The sequence below is a fragment of the Pelagimonas phthalicica genome (assembly GCF_004364805.1).
Classification (GTDB): Bacteria; Pseudomonadota; Alphaproteobacteria; order Rhodobacterales; family Rhodobacteraceae; genus Pelagimonas; species Pelagimonas phthalicica.
In genome coordinates, this window is sequence record NZ_SOAP01000007.1 from 1 (window position 1) to 17,576 (window position 17,576).

At 60.6% G+C, this 17,576-nt stretch carries 15 protein-coding genes; 5 read left to right on the forward strand and 10 right to left on the reverse strand.

Annotated features, from left to right (window positions below):
- Positions 1–748: 748 nt before the first annotated feature.
- The 4 genes from CLV87_RS24000 (at position 749) to CLV87_RS22845 (ending at position 5,928) form a co-directional block, all read left to right on the forward strand.
- Entirely contained in the window at positions 749–925 is a 177-nt protein-coding gene (locus tag CLV87_RS24000) for a hypothetical protein (protein ID WP_165198475.1), read from the forward strand.
- A gap of 432 nt (positions 926–1,357) precedes the next feature.
- A complete protein-coding gene (locus CLV87_RS22835) occupies positions 1,358–2,071 on the forward strand; it encodes a helix-turn-helix domain-containing protein (protein ID WP_232272178.1) in 714 nt (237 codons plus the stop codon).
- Positions 2,064–4,004, forward strand: coding sequence for a relaxase/mobilization nuclease domain-containing protein (locus tag CLV87_RS22840; protein ID WP_084353828.1), 1,941 nt, complete (start codon positions 2,064–2,066; stop codon positions 4,002–4,004). The genes CLV87_RS22835 and CLV87_RS22840 overlap by 8 nt, the downstream gene beginning before the upstream one ends.
- A 16-nt stretch (positions 4,005–4,020) precedes the next feature.
- Positions 4,021–5,928, forward strand: coding sequence for a type IV secretory system conjugative DNA transfer family protein (locus CLV87_RS22845; RefSeq protein WP_084353827.1), 1,908 nt, complete (start codon positions 4,021–4,023; stop codon positions 5,926–5,928).
- 18 nt (positions 5,929–5,946) lie between these two features.
- Here CLV87_RS22845 and CLV87_RS22850 read toward each other — a convergent pair whose 3' ends face one another.
- A complete protein-coding gene (locus CLV87_RS22850) occupies positions 5,947–7,368 on the reverse strand; it encodes a phospholipase effector Tle1 domain-containing protein (RefSeq protein WP_040701697.1) in 1,422 nt (473 codons plus the stop codon).
- Positions 7,369–7,542: 174 nt separating this feature from the next.
- On the opposite strand from CLV87_RS22850, the gene CLV87_RS22855 reads away from it, so the two are divergent.
- Positions 7,543–7,818: a WGR domain-containing protein gene (locus CLV87_RS22855; RefSeq protein ID WP_007120621.1), complete on the forward strand. Its 276-nt coding sequence runs from the start codon at positions 7,543–7,545 to the stop codon at positions 7,816–7,818.
- Positions 7,819–8,049: 231 nt separating this feature from the next.
- Here CLV87_RS22855 and CLV87_RS22860 read toward each other — a convergent pair whose 3' ends face one another.
- The 9 genes from CLV87_RS22860 to CLV87_RS22900 all read right to left on the reverse strand — a co-directional run bounded on the left by CLV87_RS22860 (position 8,050) and on the right by CLV87_RS22900 (position 17,568).
- Positions 8,050–8,337: a DCL family protein gene (locus CLV87_RS22860; RefSeq protein ID WP_007120620.1), complete on the reverse strand. Its 288-nt coding sequence runs from the start codon at positions 8,335–8,337 to the stop codon at positions 8,050–8,052.
- Between the two features lie 18 nt (positions 8,338–8,355).
- Positions 8,356–10,977 carry a DEAD/DEAH box helicase gene (locus CLV87_RS22865; protein WP_084353841.1) on the reverse strand — a complete coding sequence of 874 codons (2,622 nt, stop codon included), beginning with the start codon at positions 10,975–10,977 and terminating at the stop codon, positions 8,356–8,358.
- Positions 10,974–11,831: a HamA C-terminal domain-containing protein gene (locus CLV87_RS22870; RefSeq protein WP_235859527.1), complete on the reverse strand. Its 858-nt coding sequence runs from the start codon at positions 11,829–11,831 to the stop codon at positions 10,974–10,976. The genes CLV87_RS22865 and CLV87_RS22870 overlap by 4 nt, the downstream gene beginning before the upstream one ends.
- Positions 11,832–12,179: 348 nt before the next feature.
- Positions 12,180–13,175: a P-type DNA transfer ATPase VirB11 gene (gene virB11, locus CLV87_RS22875; protein WP_007120616.1), complete on the reverse strand. Its 996-nt coding sequence runs from the start codon at positions 13,173–13,175 to the stop codon at positions 12,180–12,182.
- An 82-nt stretch (positions 13,176–13,257) separates the two neighbouring features.
- Positions 13,258–14,700 carry a TrbI/VirB10 family protein gene (locus CLV87_RS22880; protein ID WP_133840893.1) on the reverse strand — a complete coding sequence of 481 codons (1,443 nt, stop codon included), beginning with the start codon at positions 14,698–14,700 and terminating at the stop codon, positions 13,258–13,260.
- A 2-nt stretch (positions 14,701–14,702) separates the two neighbouring features.
- Complete coding sequence (locus CLV87_RS22885; RefSeq protein ID WP_133840894.1) at positions 14,703–15,425, reverse strand: TrbG/VirB9 family P-type conjugative transfer protein; 723 nt, start codon at positions 15,423–15,425, stop codon at positions 14,703–14,705.
- Between the two features lie 5 nt (positions 15,426–15,430).
- Positions 15,431–16,111 carry a virB8 family protein gene (locus CLV87_RS22890; RefSeq protein ID WP_133840895.1) on the reverse strand — a complete coding sequence of 227 codons (681 nt, stop codon included), beginning with the start codon at positions 16,109–16,111 and terminating at the stop codon, positions 15,431–15,433.
- A 17-nt stretch (positions 16,112–16,128) separates the two neighbouring features.
- On the reverse strand, positions 16,129–17,142 hold the full coding sequence (locus CLV87_RS22895) for a type IV secretion system protein (RefSeq protein ID WP_133840896.1): 1,014 nt from the start codon (positions 17,140–17,142) through the stop codon (positions 16,129–16,131).
- Positions 17,143–17,568, reverse strand: a complete 426-nt coding sequence (locus CLV87_RS22900; protein ID WP_133840897.1) for a hypothetical protein — start codon at positions 17,566–17,568, stop codon at positions 17,143–17,145.
- Between the last annotated feature and the right edge of the window lie 8 nt (positions 17,569–17,576).

Sequence of the window (17,576 nt, forward strand, 5' to 3'; positions counted from 1 at the left end):
TACACGCTGACCATCCGCGACCACGGCTTCAACGCCAACCTCGGCAAGGCCGCGAACCAGGACGATCTGTCCCTGCAGGCCGTCATCCCCTGGGGCCCGAAAGACGCCGCCTAAGCCAAGGGCCAGACCGCTCCGGCGGTCTGGCTATTTCTCGTTATGAGGAATGGCAGCGGTTCGGGTCCGAAACCCGTGTCAGAAGGATGCGGCATATTTCGGACGCTGACACCGAGGCGGATAGTCTGACTGGATCGATCGCAGAAGCAGCTTTGATCGTTCTGTTGAGGGACAGAGTGGATCGCGCGAACCCGAGGGTGAGCCGAAAGTCAGCAGGGGAAAAATGGGAGCCCACTGTGCGAGGTAAGCGCACCCCTTCTCTCAGTCGAGCAACCCGCGCTTGGGTCGTGTTGGCGAGGCTGCCAGGGTGCCGAACTCACCCTTTGCCGCGAGGGTGTAAACCGCAGATCAACGTCATGCGTCCGGGGGGCGACGTCTCACGTCAGGGCCACCGTCGCGCGCCTTTCCGTCGACCTGTTGGCCTCTCAGATCGCTAGCCCGGGGTCGAGCGGCCGGCAACGCTGGGGGCAGGTTTCTGGACGGCTGCGCCTTGAGCGCTGCGGTGCACCGCTCACAACAAACCTGCCCCCGGCGTGCTCCATTTCATTCCGCCCCGTGCCGGGTGCAGCCCGCTCTCATGCCCCCGGTCTTTTCCACGATCCGTCCAACGACGATCAACGGAAAGGATCACACCATGACACTCGAACAATCCATCGACCTCGCCGAACTGCAAGCCGACATGGCCTTTGATGCCTACCTCGCCGCGTTTGATGAAGACGCCCATCCCGAGACACTCGACAGCCTCGAGACCGAGGCGCTGATCGCCCGCAGCCGCTACGACGACCTGCGCTCTCAGGGACTGGGTCACTGACCCAGACACCCCTGCGGGTCTACTGATCCGCAGGGGTTTGACACCGTCTCTCAGAAGCTTCGTGACGCCCTCGAATGGTGGGACCCGCGCTATCTCGCGCGGGCCGTTTTCGTGTTCTTCGCGCCCGATCCGTTACCGGCTCGGGCGCTCGGTTTGCCTGACATCGCGTGCTGCTCCAGCGCAAGTTTAGGCAGATTAATTCGACCAGATTGCCGCGCATCGATGAGGACGGCGGCGTTCCATGTCGCGCTGCGGAGCAGTCTTGACTGCACCCTATTGCCAGCAAAAAGACACAGCATGCAAAACGTTATATTGCGCAATGTGATGTATTGAAGTATAAGCAAAGGAGAGAAGGAAGACGTTGGCAGGATATGGCCAATGTTTGCACATTTTGTCCGAGGGGTCTGTCATGGGCGTTTCCCGCAAAGCTGAATGCTCCGCCGCACGCGAAAGCGATTGCGAGCAATCGCTGCCTCGCGCGCGTCTGCGCATGCAATCTTTTTCTGGCAGCGGGAGAACGCCCTAGTGCCGAGGCCAGCGAAAAACCTGAAGCTTGAAGAGCGCATCGAAGTGGCGCGGCGCTTCACGGCGGGCGAGAGCGCGAAGGAGCTGGCGGCGGCGTTCGGTATCTCTCCGCGCCACGTGAACCGGCTCGCGAAAGAGGAGGCGGGCGAGGGGATCGCAGCGCGCGATCCGAGCGAGACAGTGGCTTTCCGGGCTAGTCAGTCTGAGCTTGCAGCGTTCGATGCCGAGTGGCGCGAACGGGGTTTTTCCAACCGGTCACAGGCGCTCAATGCGGTGCTGCGCGGACGGTGCGGTTTCCTCGATGTGCCCCGTGATCTGGTCGCCGAATTTTGCGCCGCATGGCGACAGGCGAAGGATGTGAGCGACGCTGGCATGGTGCTCGCCAAGGCGGTCCATCGCGGTCGGCTGGAGGTCTCGGCGGCGGATCGCGCAGTGCTGATCGAACTGCTCGATCTTGCGCAGTCGATGAGCCGTGAGATGGGCCGGATGAAGGATGCGGCGCAAGCGCTGCGTCATCAGGAGTGGCCGCAAAGGGAAGAAGGGCAGGGGGCGGATGGCGCGGTTCTGGAGGGCACCCCGCGCGAGACCGTGACAGGTTTGAGGCTCGTCAGGAATGGCTGATCCGCTCGCCCTCTATGCCTCGGTCATGGGCCGGCTCTGGGAGGATGAGCGTATCCGGGGTCAGGCCGCGGCGCGGATCGACGCGCGGCTGGCGGGGCGTCGGCAGGGGCGAAGTTTCTCGCGCGTCGGATCCATGTCGGCGCGCAACGCGCTGAAAGTGGCTTCAGGGCAGAGCCGGGCTGCGGTGTTCAAACGGATCCGGGCAGGAGGCTGCAAGACGAGGTGTAGCCTCGGGGCGCAGATTTCCTACATCAACGACAAGGCGGTATACACCTATTCGACGATGACCAACGCGCTGACCGATGCGGCGGTGCTTTCTGAGGAGCAGAAAGAAGACATCATCGAGGATTGGGCCGGGACCTGGCGCGGCTCGACCAAGCTCGGGTTCACCTCGCACATGCTGCTCTCGTTCCCGACCGACGTGACGGTCGATCAGGTGTGCGACATCGCCATGGACTGGACGGAGCATTTCTTCGAGAGCGGGGAATATGGCGATCAGTGGGACTATGTCCTCGCGGTCCATGACGACCGGGCGCACAAGCATGCCCATATCATCCTGAACAATCGCGGCGTCGAAAACGGCACCTGGTTCTCTTGCTGGGCCGAGGGCGTGATGTCGCCGCAGCTGATGCGCGAGAAGCAGGCCGAGATCGCTGAAGGCTACGGCGTGACGCTCGACGCCACCACCCGGCTCGAGCGCGGCATTTTCGAGAAGCCCGCCGGGATTGAGGAGATCTACCGCGCCAAGGAAGAGGCCCGCCTTCCGCGCGAGATCGTCATGACGGCCCAGGAATCCGCCATGGCGCAGGCGCAGGTGGTGGGCTTCGCCAAGGACTACAAGTACCTCGCCGACCTGCTGGACCGGATGGACCAGCGTCACATGGCGCGCGCCGTGCGCGGCATGGCAGACGGTCTCGGCTCCGGCACGCCCTGGAACTTCACCGAAGGAGAGATAGACATGAAGGACATCAAGACCGTCGGTGATGCGATCGACTATTCCGAGCGCACGATCGAGGCGCTGAGGCTCAAGGCCGAGGAATTGGACCCGGCCGAGCGCGCCGCCTTCGAGGCCAAGGCCGCGCCGATCATCGCGGACCTCTCGCAGATGGTGCCTGACCCGGAGCTGCGCGCACGGTTTGGAAAGCAGCTCGAAGAACCCTATCCGCCGGGGGCGGGCAGCGAAGTGCTGATTGCGGCGCTGCAATCCGGCAATGACGAGGGGCTGCGCTACGTGCTCGAGCGCGCCGAGGAGGTGGGCATGGACAGCGAGGAGCTGGTAGCCCGGATCACTGCCGGCGGCACGCGCAACTACGGCATGGCGCAAGACTGGGTCGAGCGCGACATGAACGCGGTGCTGGCCAAGGACGGTCTCAGCGTGGAGACCGCGAGTGACGACCAGCTCGATGCCGCGCTCGAAAAGGTCGACGGCGTGATGGACGCACTGATGGAGCGGGCGAAGGAACTGGGCGTCGAGATCGGCCGAACCCTCGCGGACGAAGAGGAGGCGACACTGCCCCTCATCGACGAAGACGACCGGACGCCCAATCCCTACCTGCAGGACCTGGCCGACATGCTTCGGGACGGCAAGCTCACCGAGGAACAGGAAGAGGTGGTTGAGCGGACCCTGCAATCCGAGCTCTTCAAGGAGTTGGGTGAGGAGGGTTTGGCTGCACTTCGCCGCGGCAACTACGAGGTGCTGGACGCGGCCCTTCCGAGCAAGCTCGACCAGATCACCGTCACGCAGGAATTCCTCGAGATGACGTTTGAGGAGACCGGCGACCAAGTCTTCACCGACCGCGCCGCCGGGTTGCAGCAGGACAAGGCGACGGAGGTGGCGCGGATGCGCGGCCAGCAAGAGGCGCAGGAAATGGGGCGTGAACTTGCCCGAAACAAAACACTAGATCGTGGTCTCGATGACGAGATGGAATTCTAAGGGGGAGATGACAACCATGACCAAGACACTCCCCCTTTGGGCCGCGCTCCTCTTCGGGGTGATCTGCGGCGCCGTCATCGGCACCATCGTCGCCGCCTTCTACCTGACCCTGGCCCTGAAAACCGGGTTTGGTAGTTTTGACATGCTGGCGCTCTGGAAAGCCAGCGCGGGCACCCGAGCGGCGCATCCCGAAGCGTTCAAGGTGGGGTTTGGCGCCGTAGGCTTCGGGGCGATTGGCCTCGGCGCCCTGGCGCTTGCCTGGACCTGGAAGAAGGAGCGGGACGACTATGGCTCGGCCCACTGGCAGACCAAGGCGGAGCTGAAGAAGAACGACATGCTTCAAGCGCCTGGCAAGGGCTTTGTCTGTGGCAAGCTCGGAGCCCCGACGTCCAAAGCTGAGTTCATCTCCTCGACCACCATCCCGCATGTGATGATGGTCGCGCCGACCCGGGCCGGTAAGGGGGTTGGCTTCGTGATCCCGAATCTTCTGAGCTTTGCGGGCTCGGTTGTGGTGCTGGACGTGAAGGGCGAGAACTTCGAGAAGACCGCGCGGCTCCGGGCGCTCAACGGCGACGAGGTCTATCGGTTCAGCCCGTTTGATTGGGCCAATGCCACGCATCGGTACAACCCGCTTGCGCGGATTGCCAAGGCCCCGACATTCGCGCAGCGCTTCACCGAGGTCTCGATCCTGGCAGACCTCTTCCTCGACAAGGACAACAAGACGCTCGACACCTTTTCCGAGGCCGGCAAGTCGATCTTCGTTGCGGCCTGTCTGCTGGCGATCCAACGCGGCACGCCGAACCTCGGCGAGGTGAACAAGATCGTCGCCGGGGGCGAATACAAGAACGCCCAGTACAAGACCTATGCCGACGAGGCCGAGGAAGACATCCTGCGCGAGCTCTGGACCAATGCGGCCTCAGCCTCGTCGCGGCTGCTGACCTCGAACATTCAGGCGCTGATGACGGCCGGTCTCAAGCAATGGGACAACCCGGCGGTGCGCTCGGCCACCGAGGCGAGCGACTTCGATTTCTCGACCTTCCGGAAGACCCCTCAGTCGCTTTACATCGCGGTGTCCGAGGATCACATCGCGACGCTGGCGCCGCTCTTGCGCCTGATGTTCGCCGATCTCATCGCCTCGATCCGGCTGAACGAGCCCGGTCCGGACGAGCCCTGGCCGGTCATGATGATGATCGACGAATTCCAGCAGATGGGGGCGATGCCCTATCTCGAGCGGGCGATCCATTCGCTGGCAAGCTATGGCGGCCGCGTCGCGATGATCGCGCAGTCGCTGGCTTCGCTTGATCGGATTTACGGGCCCGAGGGCCGTGAAAGTCTCGAGAACGGGGCAGGGCTGAAGCTCTACATCACCCCGCGGGACCAGCGCACGGTGAAAGAGGTCTCCGCCGCGGTCGGCAGCACCACCCGCGAGGCGGTGACCCGGATGTACGGTCGCAACAAGGGCTTCCTTGGCGCGACCTCGACCTCGGCGCGTCTGGAAGAGCGGCCGCTACTTTCCGAGACGGAAGCGCGCCTCATGGATCCCGACGAGGTCATAATCCTCGCTTCGCCCCAGCACCCTATCAAGGCTAGCCGGATCAAGTATTACGACGATCCGTTCTTCAAGGACATGCTGGCCCGCCAGGACGGCAAGCCGTTCCCCTATCCGCCGAGTGTGCAGGGCGTGGGGCCCTGGGGCGGTGACTTTGAGGTCGGCGCAGACGACCAGGCGAAACTAGCCGAACGTGCGCCTGTCCGGGATCGATCGCAGCGGCGCGAAGCGCGCGCGATGAGCGTGATGCCGATTGAGGCCGGACGCGGGCAGCCCGAGCCCGAGACGCTCGAAAGGGAAGCCGCCGTGCCGAAGGATTGGAAGGCGGCGCTCGACCGGCAGGAGGACTTCATCGAGGAATTGTTGGGAGGGTGAGCGCCGTCGACTAGTCCCCTATTCGTCGTAGTAGAATTTCAAGTCGCGTCGCTCTTTCAATTGGGCAGGTCGGTAGGGTTTGACCTCGCCACACTGGGCGACGGCCTTGGCTCGCATGCGCTCTTCGACTGAAGGATGGAGCGGGAAGTCGTCGCCAACTGCGCGAATTCCCTTCTTCCAGCGGATGCGGAGGGGGCCAAATGCTACCATCGCGTCTTCGCGGTGCTGCAAACCCAGAGGGTCAGGGGCGCGGTTCAAGACGTTCTCGTTGATCTGGATCGACGGCACGCAGTCTTTCAATTCGTCGACCATCCAATCGAGGGCGATATCGCTCAGGCGGGACTCTGCCTCAGGATAGCTTCCACCGATGTCGCTATGACAGCCCGGGAACCAGACCTGCTTCAACCACTTCGGCTCTCGATCTTTGGTCTCAATCGCGGCCGCCTTCGATGCCCATCCAACCCTTGGAAAGTCAGCACGGTCTTCGTCGATCGCCATGGCGTGACGGGCGTGTTGGACATCGGGATCCAGCCACTTGTCGTAGTTGCGCTTGTTCCAAGCCGCGAAATGACCCGTCTTGAGAATCTGCGGCCAATCGGTTGGGCGCCAGAGCTTCAGTTTGCGCTCGGGATCGTCCGAGAAATACTTGAAGTTGTCGAGCAACAGGGAACCTAGCTGCCAAAGAAGCGCGACTAGAAGTACGCCAAGCGGAACAACCAAAAGCCAAGACCATCCGAGTGCAACGCCTGCGGCCAAAGCCGCCCCGACCCCGAACGTGACGCCCCAGACCAAGGTGCGGACAACTGCCGTTCGCAGTGATGCCACCGTGTCGAAGACCCCGATGAATGTTGGCTGAACGTTTCCCTGATTTTCTTCGCCTACGAGCGGAAAGCTCGAATACTTCTTGCGAAATCGCTTGCCGAGTTCTTCACGGTTCTTGAAGTAAGGATCTTGTCCGCGCGGTTTTCCAGCACCGTGATTATACACGAATTTTACAGCGTCCTTGGCGATCTTGCGCAATCCGGGGCCGTAACGCGGGACCGGCGAACCATCTGGCATCTGCGTCGGGACACCGCAGAGGTTCATAACGTTTGCAAGTGCTCTTACTGTGTAGGCCCCGCGCGAGAACCCAAACAGCAACACACGGTCGCCGGGCTCGTAATGGGCGATGATCTGCTCGTAGCAATCGATTATGTTGTGGTCGATGCCAGTTCCGACGGCGCTTTCCAGGATGGGCTTGATCCGACCGAAAAACCCACCGCGTTCTCCTGTTCCCAAGCCCGGGTCGTAAAAAGCCACTTGGTCCTTAGGGCTAATTGGTGAATCTGGGCCGGGACGCATGGCTCGATACATCTTGTAAACATTCGACAGCCGTTGGTCTGGCCTGGCGCCACCCATCTGGCCGGTTCCGTCCGAGAATATGCAGATGTTCTTTACCATTTGTCGCCCTATTCAAGAACACGAAGTACAGTCAAAATCCTAAACCTGCAGCAGTTCTGCCAAGCTAGGAGAGAGTGCAGCGGAAATGTTTCGCCCGAGTCGGGAAAAATTAGAACATAGTGGAAACACATATGTCTACCTGATATTGTGACACATGAGAAGGGATTGCCCAATATGTTGGATACGATGCAGCAAATGGAAGTGTTCCCGACGACAGTCGATCTCAAGCGGGTCGACCTGTCTATCAACATGCGGCGCTTCTATAGAATGAGTGTTCAACCAGACCTGTTTGGCGGCGCATGCCTCGTGCGGGAATGGGGCCGTATCGGGTTTCGAGGGCAGATGATGATCGAATTTCATGATGACGAGGGCAAGGCTGTCACGGCGCTCATGAAGCTCCATGCTAGCAAAAAGCAGCGAGGGTATAGGGCAGCCGTGGCGCAGAACTAAGATTGAATTTTAGAGAAGAAGATTTCGCATAGCATGTATTTCGCGTTTGTTTTCGGCAACCGGATCCTCCACCTTTCGGCGGTCCAGAATCCGTAGGCAGCTTAAGACCAACCGGGCACCAGTCATGGCTGGATCAGAGCCCAGTGGCAGGTCACCGCACACCAGGAAGAGCATAAACTCGAATACGAGCCAATTAATGAGCGATAGCCGATGGCAGCTCTGTGTTGATGATCAGTAACACGCTCGAAAGGAGAATTTTTCTGTCGTTCCATCGACGCGGTTGACCCAGAAGCAGCGCGTTCCGTAATCCGCCGTTCTTACACTGAAGCTTTCAATTCCCGGGCCGATCTTTTCGGCGGCTTCGGGATGCATATGCATGAGATGCGTTAGTATTTCGGCGTCTTCATTGGTTACCTTGTCACCCAGTTCATATTTGTACAGCATATCCCTAAAAAAGTCGTTTGCGTCTCCTTTCCTCGCGAATGAGAGCGATCCGATCTCTACTGGCTTTGCGGGCATAATCGCTTCCTCTCTACTCTATTCGCTGAATTCGTGGCCCGCTTCCGGATCATCAAGGCCCGATACCTGCAGCGTTTCCCTGACGATAAGGTTAGGCAGGTCCATCCCGGCGAAATTCGGGCCATGCTGATTAATCCAGGCCAGGCAACCTTCCTTGTCCAGATCGTCGCGCGCAATCTTCTCATACAAGGCCACCGCAGACATGCGGGAAAGCCCTAGTTCCATTAATGAGAGAAGCGTGATGCTGGAGACGCCAAACTCAAGCGCTATCCCGATGTCAAAGTCTTCATCAATCAGGTCCTCGCGCTCGGCTTCAGTCAAGAACAGGCGGAGGACATCCATATAGGCGGAAATATACTTCGGTGCCTTGAATCTTGCTGTCTCTTCCACCATGCTCATCGTTTCGCGAATGAGCACTGGAAGCTTGAACGATCTGTTGTTTCGTTGCTGATACTCTATACGCTTCCTGATAATTGCAGCCAAAGACAATCCTTTCAGCCACTCGACAACCACGAGCGCGTGCAGGGGAATGAGACTGTCTGGCAGGAAGACAGGATACAAATTTGCGTTAATCCGTCGCATGACGGTGACGTACCTGTCGTACGCATCGACGCTTTCCGAAGGCGCGAGCAGCAGATTTTCGATATTGCCTTCGTACTTTCGAAAAGCTTCCAGCAAACGCTGCAGGCCCACCGCGCTGACGCCTGGATGTCTTACTAGAACATCCTGCGTAATATTGATCAGCGCCGAAATACCTTCGAGGCTTCTATCGAGTTTCCGGAGCGCATCTGGAGAATGCCGTTTCGCAAATGCGGCATCGGAAAGCGTACCAAGACGAATATATGTATTGAGGAGGTAAGCCCCGACCTGTTCGAATTCTTCGCCTTGCGCAAGATCGGCCAAAGAGTCGATGTTTCTGTTCTCAAGATACGCAGCCAGTTCATCGGTGGAAGATATAACGACGTCAGTTTCTCTCTTGATCGGGTAGCGTGAGCGCTTCGGCACGCCGACGGGCCATGCTTTTTCATCCTTTGGATCGATACAGATAATATTGCCTTGGAATTCGTTTCCCCAGCGACCGGCCCGTCCCGCGAGGTTCCAGAAGTCGTGCGGCTCCATCGGGTTCCCACGGCCCTTCCGGGGACCGCGCACAACGATGGTCCTGCAAGAGAGATTTACTCCTTCAATCAGCGTCGAGGTGCAGGCAAGAAATCTTATCTTGCCGTCGCGGAACAGCCTCTCAACCTCGGTGCGGATGAGAGAGGGCATGTTTCCATAGTGAAAAGCGACACCACGTTCGACCAGCGGCGCGAGCTGATAATTACGGTGGACCCCTTTGCGGGCCAGATCAGCCAGGTCCAGCAATTCCTGATCATCTGTCTTCTCCGAGCCTTCCAACTGGCTGATAAGGAGCGCGACGTCCTCCGCTTCAGCCGCGCCGTTGCAGTAAACCAGTGTGCCGCCGCGACCGCCTGCCGCCGCTGCGATAAACGCCAGCCTTTTTTTCAGGCCCGCAGGCTTGTTTGACAGTTTAAGCGTGCCCAGTGGTATGGGTGAATCGCCCCAGACAAGGTCCAGCGACCACTCCTTGGGCTTCCGAGGCACTTGCTCGGCTAGGATCACGTTCTGCAGAACGGTTGGCATATCGGTATTGACCGACGTTTTCGGCATATCGTTCGGCGCATCCTCAAGCAGTTCTCCGGGATTTTGTGTCGAAGGACTTACAAACACGACCTTCATCATCGGGTTCTGCCGAGACACCCGCTCGATTGCATCCTGCAGTATTACACCACGCTGATTGTCTCCGATCTTGTGCGCTTCATCAACAATGAGAAGGTCTACACTGAAGTCCTCCCCGAGAAGATTGACAAGCAGGTGCAAACGCTCCTGCGTGAATACGAAGACGGCTTTCTTGTCTCCCGTCGTAGATGAGAAATAAACTTCCGTCAGCGGTAGCGACGTGATCTCGATGCCGGTGTCCGACTGACATAGCTCCTTCAGACTGAGTTCAATCTCACTCACCAAAGCCCGGGTTGGGGCAAGGTAAACGGCGATCTTTGTCTTGCTCGTGCGAACGTGATCGAGCAGCCACTGCAAAACGAGGTAAGTTTTTCCGGACGCGGTTGGCGCGGACGCTGAAAGCCAGCCGGCGCCGGAAGAGGCGCCCGCCCATAGTTCTTTCTGAAAATCGTTGACGCCTATCCATTTTCCGCTCGATTCAAGGAGTATCGAGTCCTCGAAACGTCTTCTGTTGGCTTCAAGGCGCATCGACACGCCCAGTCTGCCCTCAAGATCGGGAGCGATCCGGTTTCGCAGTATTGCCAGCTCGACGGACCTGCGATTGGACAGCTTTTCGAGGAGGACAGCCCCCGCATCCCGCACTTCCGGCGAAGTTTCGAGTGTGACGGCAGCGGTTGCGATCCGCAGCGCCGCCTCCTGATGCGTTCGTTCGGTTGATCTGGCCAAAAGGCTTCCGGCCAAAAGAAGCTGCTGCCAGTCAAAGCTCTTCTTTGGGTCAGCGGATTCATGGATTGCGTCCAGATTTGTTATCTCAGTCGCCACTGTGATCTGAGTCAACCTGATAATATCATCACGAAGCGCCTCACCCGACAGCCAATCAAAGAGTTCGGTATCTTTCATTTCTTAATACCCAGCGCCTTAAGGAACGATGCGCGAAACCCATCCGCCGAAGGCACTGGCACACAGAAAAACTGAATGTCGAATTTGTCGAGTTTCTCCACCGATAGTCTGTTCTTTACATTCTTCACCCATTTTTCCATTTCGTCATTCGCCGCCTTCAGGATGTCCTCCCCGATGCCTTTTGCATCATCTTTCGGATAGAAATCCGCATCGAAGGCGATAAGCGCGATCCCGCAATATTCGACCCTGTTCGATAGCGGTGAGGTTCGGTCGAAATATTTCCGGAATGCGGCCGTAAGTTCCGGATCACTGAGATCGGCTTTGTCGCTGAGGAGCACGAGATCCCGCTCGCGATCAGCGCCTTCGTGGTCCGTCTCCACGAGGAAAGGGGCAAGTGATGAAAGGCAATCTCTTATGGCCGCTGTAGGGTCGCCATACACCTTTGACTCGCCCCAGAAAAGTTTGAGAAGGCCGTTTTCGTTTACGGAAGCATAGACGCCGTCCGCACCATGATAGTGCATGTGAGAGTCGGTCTTAAGGTCCATCTTACAGAGCACCTGAGGAACCTTGAGAAAGCGCTCTGCGAGTAGGAAGAGCAGCATCTCGCCGCCTTCGCCAGTATTGGCAAGGTCCGTAAAAGTGCCGATTGCCTCGTGGTGCAGGGCTGCAACCGCGCTTCCGGACTTGAATCTGGCGTCCCGCGCCCGCGCATCATCCAACCGCGATTTCGGGACGGCATAATCGATAATTGAGTTGCGCATAAATTCCGCAAGACGCTCCGGCTTGACGCGTCCGTTCCCATCCACAGTCAGGCAATGACAGTGGAGACGGGCCACGCAATCTTTCAAGAGCACGTCCCGTTTAACAAGCTGGAGATGAACACCCAACTCTTCTGGATCGCCCGAAACTATATTAACCAAATCTTCTGGAAGTACTTGAGTCAGTGGTCGCCTCCTTTCGTTTTAGGGTGGTTGTGCCGACCCCGCTGCTGCTCGCATAGAGAGTATCATACGTAATTCAAATAGTTAGGTTTTTCTTCGCGCTGCGGTCAAAGAAATTGTGCGATACTCCTTCAACGCCCCAAGGTCCGGAGTGTCACCGCTGCCCGTTGATAATACGTCAGCTGTCTCCTTTTGGCGTGAACGCTACACTTCGCCTTGCGGAAGTTCAGTTCAGCGTTGCAAACGGCTGCATCGCGCCGTCTATGTCGGTAGTTTTCTCGACCCCGGCAGATAGAACTCCGTAATCCCCCGCTTCCCCTCGGCCCGCCCGAGCTGGACGATCACATCGATGGATTTCCGGATGTATTCCCGAACCTCGGCAAAGGTCAGTGGTGTGCCGGCCTGCAGCACCATGATCGCCAGTCGATCGATTGCGAGTTCTGCGGTTTCCGCGTGGATGGTGGAAACCGACCCGCCATGGCCGGTGTTGATGGCCTCGAGGTAGGTCAGGGCCTCGGCACCGCGCAGCTCGCCGACGATGATCCGGTCAGGTCGCATACGGAGGGAGGCTTGAAGGAGAGCGTTGGCGCTGCGTTGCGAACCGGCACCGCGGTCGGCAAGGAGGGCGACGGTGTTGGGCTGGCCGGGGAAGAGCTCAAAAGCGTCTTCGATGGTGATCAGCCGCTCGTGCTCGCTCACATGGGTCAGGAGGTGGCGGGCGAACGTGGTCTTCCCGGTCGAGGTGCCGCCGCTGATCAGGACGTTGAGCCGCGCCTCGACCAGAGTCTGCAGCGCGGCCTCAAGGTTCTCCTCCGCTAGACTGGCGATGTTTTTCATCTTCTCCGCGCGGAGGGCGTCGAGCGAGACGGCCTTGCCGAAGAGATAAGCCGGGGCGTAGTCCCTAATGCTGCCAGAGGCGAAGAGGCGAATGGTGATCGAGGCACCGCGATCGATGGCGGGCGGCACGGCGACCTGGACCCGAAGCGGGCGGCCCGCATATTCCACCTTGCCGGAGACGAGGGGGTTCTTTTCAGAGACGCGGGCCTTGGCATCGCCGACGATGGTCTGGGCCATGTTGAGGGCTGTGGTCCGATCCACGGTCTGACCTTCGTGGCGCATGCTGGCATCCCCCGCGACCTCGAGCCAGACCTTGCCGTCGGGGTTGATCGCGATCTCGACCACGTCGTCACGCCGCAGGAGATCGCGGAACGGGTCGAGATAACGCTCGAGGTATGAGGCTGGCGAGGCCTGATCCATCAATTCGGTGATTCCGGTAATATTGAACCTGGTTTCGCTGCCTCTCGCCTGCGGCTCGAACGCGAAACCTGATGCTTCTTTTTCATTGTGAACCGGAACCCCCGTAGATCACCACATCCCGGTCCACGAGCACGGTGACCGAGGCGCCCTGATCGACATAGATCGTCGGCGCGATCGAGACCTGATCGGCGATGACCGACCCGACAGCGTCCTGCAGGTCGCTGCTGACATCGCCCAGGACAATGCTTGTCGTCTCGTTGTTGGCACTCTCCGCCGCCACGGCAGGCGCCGCCCCGATCACGGAAATCAGCGCCGCCCCGCCGAAGCGCTCGGCAAACTTGGTGTCGACGAGACCAGTGAGGCCCGAGCGGCCAAGCTGGTCGCCGCCCACAGCGGCGATTTCCATCGAGGTGCCGTCCGGGGTCAGGACGCGGGTCCAGAGGATCAGGATGCGCTTCTGGTGCATTTCGATCCCGGAGCGGTATTGGCCAAAAAGGCGGGAGCCCCGGGGGATCAGGATCCGGTCCCCGGAAAACGCCGGGACCGGCTCGGAGACGACCGCGACCACGGAGCCCGGCAGGTCGCTGTTTATAGCGGTCTGGAGCGCCGCCTGGATGACGGACCCTTGCGTCAGCGTGCGTTCGGGATGGGTGAGGCGGGCAGCTTCTTGCACTTCGAGTGGGCGCGCGCTTTGCAGGAACGCCTCATTGCCCGAGAGTACCGGGCCCCCGGTTCCAGCGGCAGCAGGATCGGCGACCGCCGCGCCACTTTGGCCACCACGGGGACCGTCAGCGTAGACCACGGCGGGGGATTTGATTTGCGCGGTCAGAAGCTCTTTGGCGACCTGTTCGGCCTCGCGCTGGCGCTGCTCCTCTTCCTGGCGTCGGCGTTCTTCGAGAAGGCGCTGATCGGCAATCAGACCCTCGCGGTCGAGCTCGGCCTCGAGCCCCTCGCGCTGCGCGCGTTCGGCATCCAGCATGGCCTGCAAACCTTCGATGCGGGTCTCGGTCTGGCGCTGCAGATTGGCCAGCTCGGTTTCCTTTGCGGCGAGCGTTGCTTCGAGCGCGGCCTTTTGCTCGTCGAATGCTTCCCGAAGATCTGAGACGGCGGACTGGATTTCCGAGTTGCGGGCGGCCTGGCTGGCGGCCAGCGCCTCGCGCAGCTTGGCGATCTCGGCCAACACTTCGGCGCTCGGCTCAGGTGCTGGCGCCGCAGGCACCTCGAGCGCTTCCTCGACGGCGATCAGCGCGTCGTTGACCCGTTGCTCGGTCTCGTCAGGCGGAAATTCCAGCCGCCCGCCGGTGCCGGGGCGGCGGTCCTGGAAGGTCTCGACATCGGAGGTCTCAAGTGCGCTGTCACCTTCCTGCAGACCAGTGGCCAGGAAATACGCGACCCCGGCGCCGCCAAGGGCGAGGGCCGCGGCGAGCGCACCGACCCCGAGGCTGTTGCCCCGGCGTCCGGATTTTCCACGCTGGTTGAACTGGTCGAGGCGGTCCTGCAGATCGGGAGGGGTTTGATCGGCCATGGTCAGTTGCTCACGTAGATCGCGCTTTCGTCGCGCCAGGCGCAGATCGCCTCGTCGCCGATGCGCAGCGTCCAGTAGGTGTTCACCCCGAGCACCCGGACCGTGTTGCCCTGCTGGGTCCAGTTGACCGTCCGCTCGCGACCCTGGTCATCGGCCTTGAAGAGGGCGGGCTGGCGACTGTTCTCCGGGAAGACGAAATACGTGTAGCGCCCGTCGTCGTAGATATGGCTGGGGCGGAAATCACCTTCGCCCGAGACGCGGTAGTTGTAGTTCCGCGGAGCCTCATAGCCCTTGGGCTGGGTGGCACCCGCCGCGCGGCGTTCCTCGTCGGGGTAGCGGAAGCGCACCTCGAAGAACATACCAGTGCGGTTCGGGATCGAACCCTCGCGCAGGTGGAAGGAATAGGTGCGGCGGTTGGTGATCACCGTCATGTTGGTCGAGGCATTGGCCACATGCGGTTTGATCGTGAGAACATTGCCGAGCTCGGGGATCGGATCGACCTGGAAGCTCTCGGTGTCGCCGACAATGACCGCCTCGAACCTCTCCCCGGCCCCGAAATGAATCGTGGTCGAATGCCGCAAGTCAGTTTCGATCCGGTAGACCTGGTTTTCATTGTAGACGGCAGTGCGGATGCGGATATCGAGCGGGCCGCCTTGTGGCGTGGCTTCGGCGGATGCGGCAACGGGCATGGCAAGCGCCAGGAGGAGCGCAGGTAGAGATCTCATTTAGGTCAGTTCTCCAGGGTCTCGGCGTCGACGCGGTAGGAGGTCACCACGAAGCCCAAGGGGTTGGCCCAGACGTCCTGAAGGCGCTGGCGGGTTTCGGGTTGGAAGTCGTAACCGACAGTGGCGACGTAAGACCGAGTGACGGTGCGGGTATCGCGGGGACGGCGCAGCGTGCGGGTGAAACGGACCTGGGCCACGCCGCGCTCGATCTGGTTCACCGACTTGATCACCACCTCGATCTTGGCGTCACGGCCATAGACGGTAATCGGGTAGTCTTCGTTGGTGGAGGACCAGAGATCGCGCAGCGTGCGCGCGGCGTCGCCATCCGAACGGTCGAGCACCGAGTTGATGCGTTGCTCGCCATCGGTCAGGTCATAAGTTTCCCGATCATCGACATAGGCCACGAGATTGGCCTGGATGATGGCATCGCTTTCCGAGAGTGTCAGCGCCTGGACGGCGGCGACCCGGTCCATTTCGCCGGTTTCCTTGTCGACCACGACCACGAAGGTTTCGGTCGTCTTGAGCGGAAAGAGGCTCGCGCCGGCGACCATGCCGGCCACGCCGACCAGCACACCGGCCGCCGCGACCAACCACGCGAAGCGCTCGCGCCGTCTTGGCCCGTAGATGAAATCCGCCTCAAAAGCATCGCGATCGGGCGCGGGGGAACTGGTCACAAGCTTCTTCAAGTCAATCGTCTTTCACATCAGGGTTTGCGGAAGGCCTTGGCGGCGGAGAGAAGCGCGCCGGGGCTTTGCCGGATCATCTCGCCGGTTTTGACCACGCCCGCATTGGCCATCTGGTTCAGCTCGTGCGGAGACTTGCCGGTGACGAGGCGGGAGGTCGCGCCGGTGCCATACTGGCGCGTGTTCACGAAGCCCTGACGCGCGAGGCCGGTCAGACCCACGGCGTTGGAGGCAATGCCCACGACGCCGGTGAGGTTGGAGGCGATGTAGGGGACCGAGGCCATGATCCCGGCGCTGAGGATCAGGATGACGAGGAAGGGCAGGATGAGGCTGACGGTCTCGACATCACCCGGATCGGCGGAGGCGTCCCCGATGGCCTCGGCGATGGCGACAATGATGCCTGCGGCCCCGGCGGCGGCGACCGGCATGAGCGCATAGCCGATGGTGGCGCGGGTCCAGGCCTCAAAAAGCGACTGGGTTGGTTTGAACAGCGAAGTCACGATCATGAAGGGGGCGATCACGATCATCAGCGCGAACACAATGCGGGCGAAGGCGATGATCCCGGCGGTGACGGCGGCAAAGACGGCTGAAAGGACGAAGAAGATCGCGCCCAGGACCGCCCCGAAGACCCAGCCCGCCCGGTCGCCGATCGTGTCGCCATAGGCGGTGATGCGGGCGACCATGTTGTCGAGGCTCTCATAGACCCCGGCCTCATCGCCCGAGCCGGTGAGCGCGAGGATCGAGGCCCCGACGGAGTCGGGCACGCGCGTGACGATGTCATAGATGACGCTGAAATTATCCCAACTCTGCGCGAATATGCCCACGAGCGCCACCTTCATCCCGAAGGCAAAGCCGGTGCCGAAGGGCAGGGGGCGGAGTTGCATGACCGCGTTGATCCCGAGGAGCACGACGAGGAGCGCGGCCCCGGCCGAGATCACGTCGCCGACAGCGCCTGCCGAAGAGACAAAGCCGTCCTGCGCCACAGTGTCTACCGCGGCGTCGACCTGTCCCAGTATGTCGCGAATTACTCCCATCTATTCCGCACAGACCTCCACGACCTGAGCCTCGAGCGCGTCGGCCTGCGCGTAGAGATCGAGCACCTTGAACGGCAGACGCGGGTTGTCCGAGGTCTGGAACCGGGGCATGGCGTCAAGCGCTTGGTCCCAGGTGAAGTCGCCCAGCAGGCAGGTACAGCTCTCCGAGGCGAGCGCCTCTTCAGCGATCAGGATACGCAGAATCGCGCGGTAACCATTGCGAAGGTATGCGGTCTCGGCCAGATCGATGGGCGGTTTCGGGACCCGGCATGCGTCGGCCTGGTCCCGCGCGATGGCCATCGAGTTGAAGGTCGTGTCGCCGGAGGGATCTGTGCTCGGGGTCTGGGCCAACGCAACACTGGGCAGGGTACTCACGACAAGTGCGGCGAAGCAAAGAGACCGAATTGATGCCAAGCTGTGAGTCATGGTTTGCC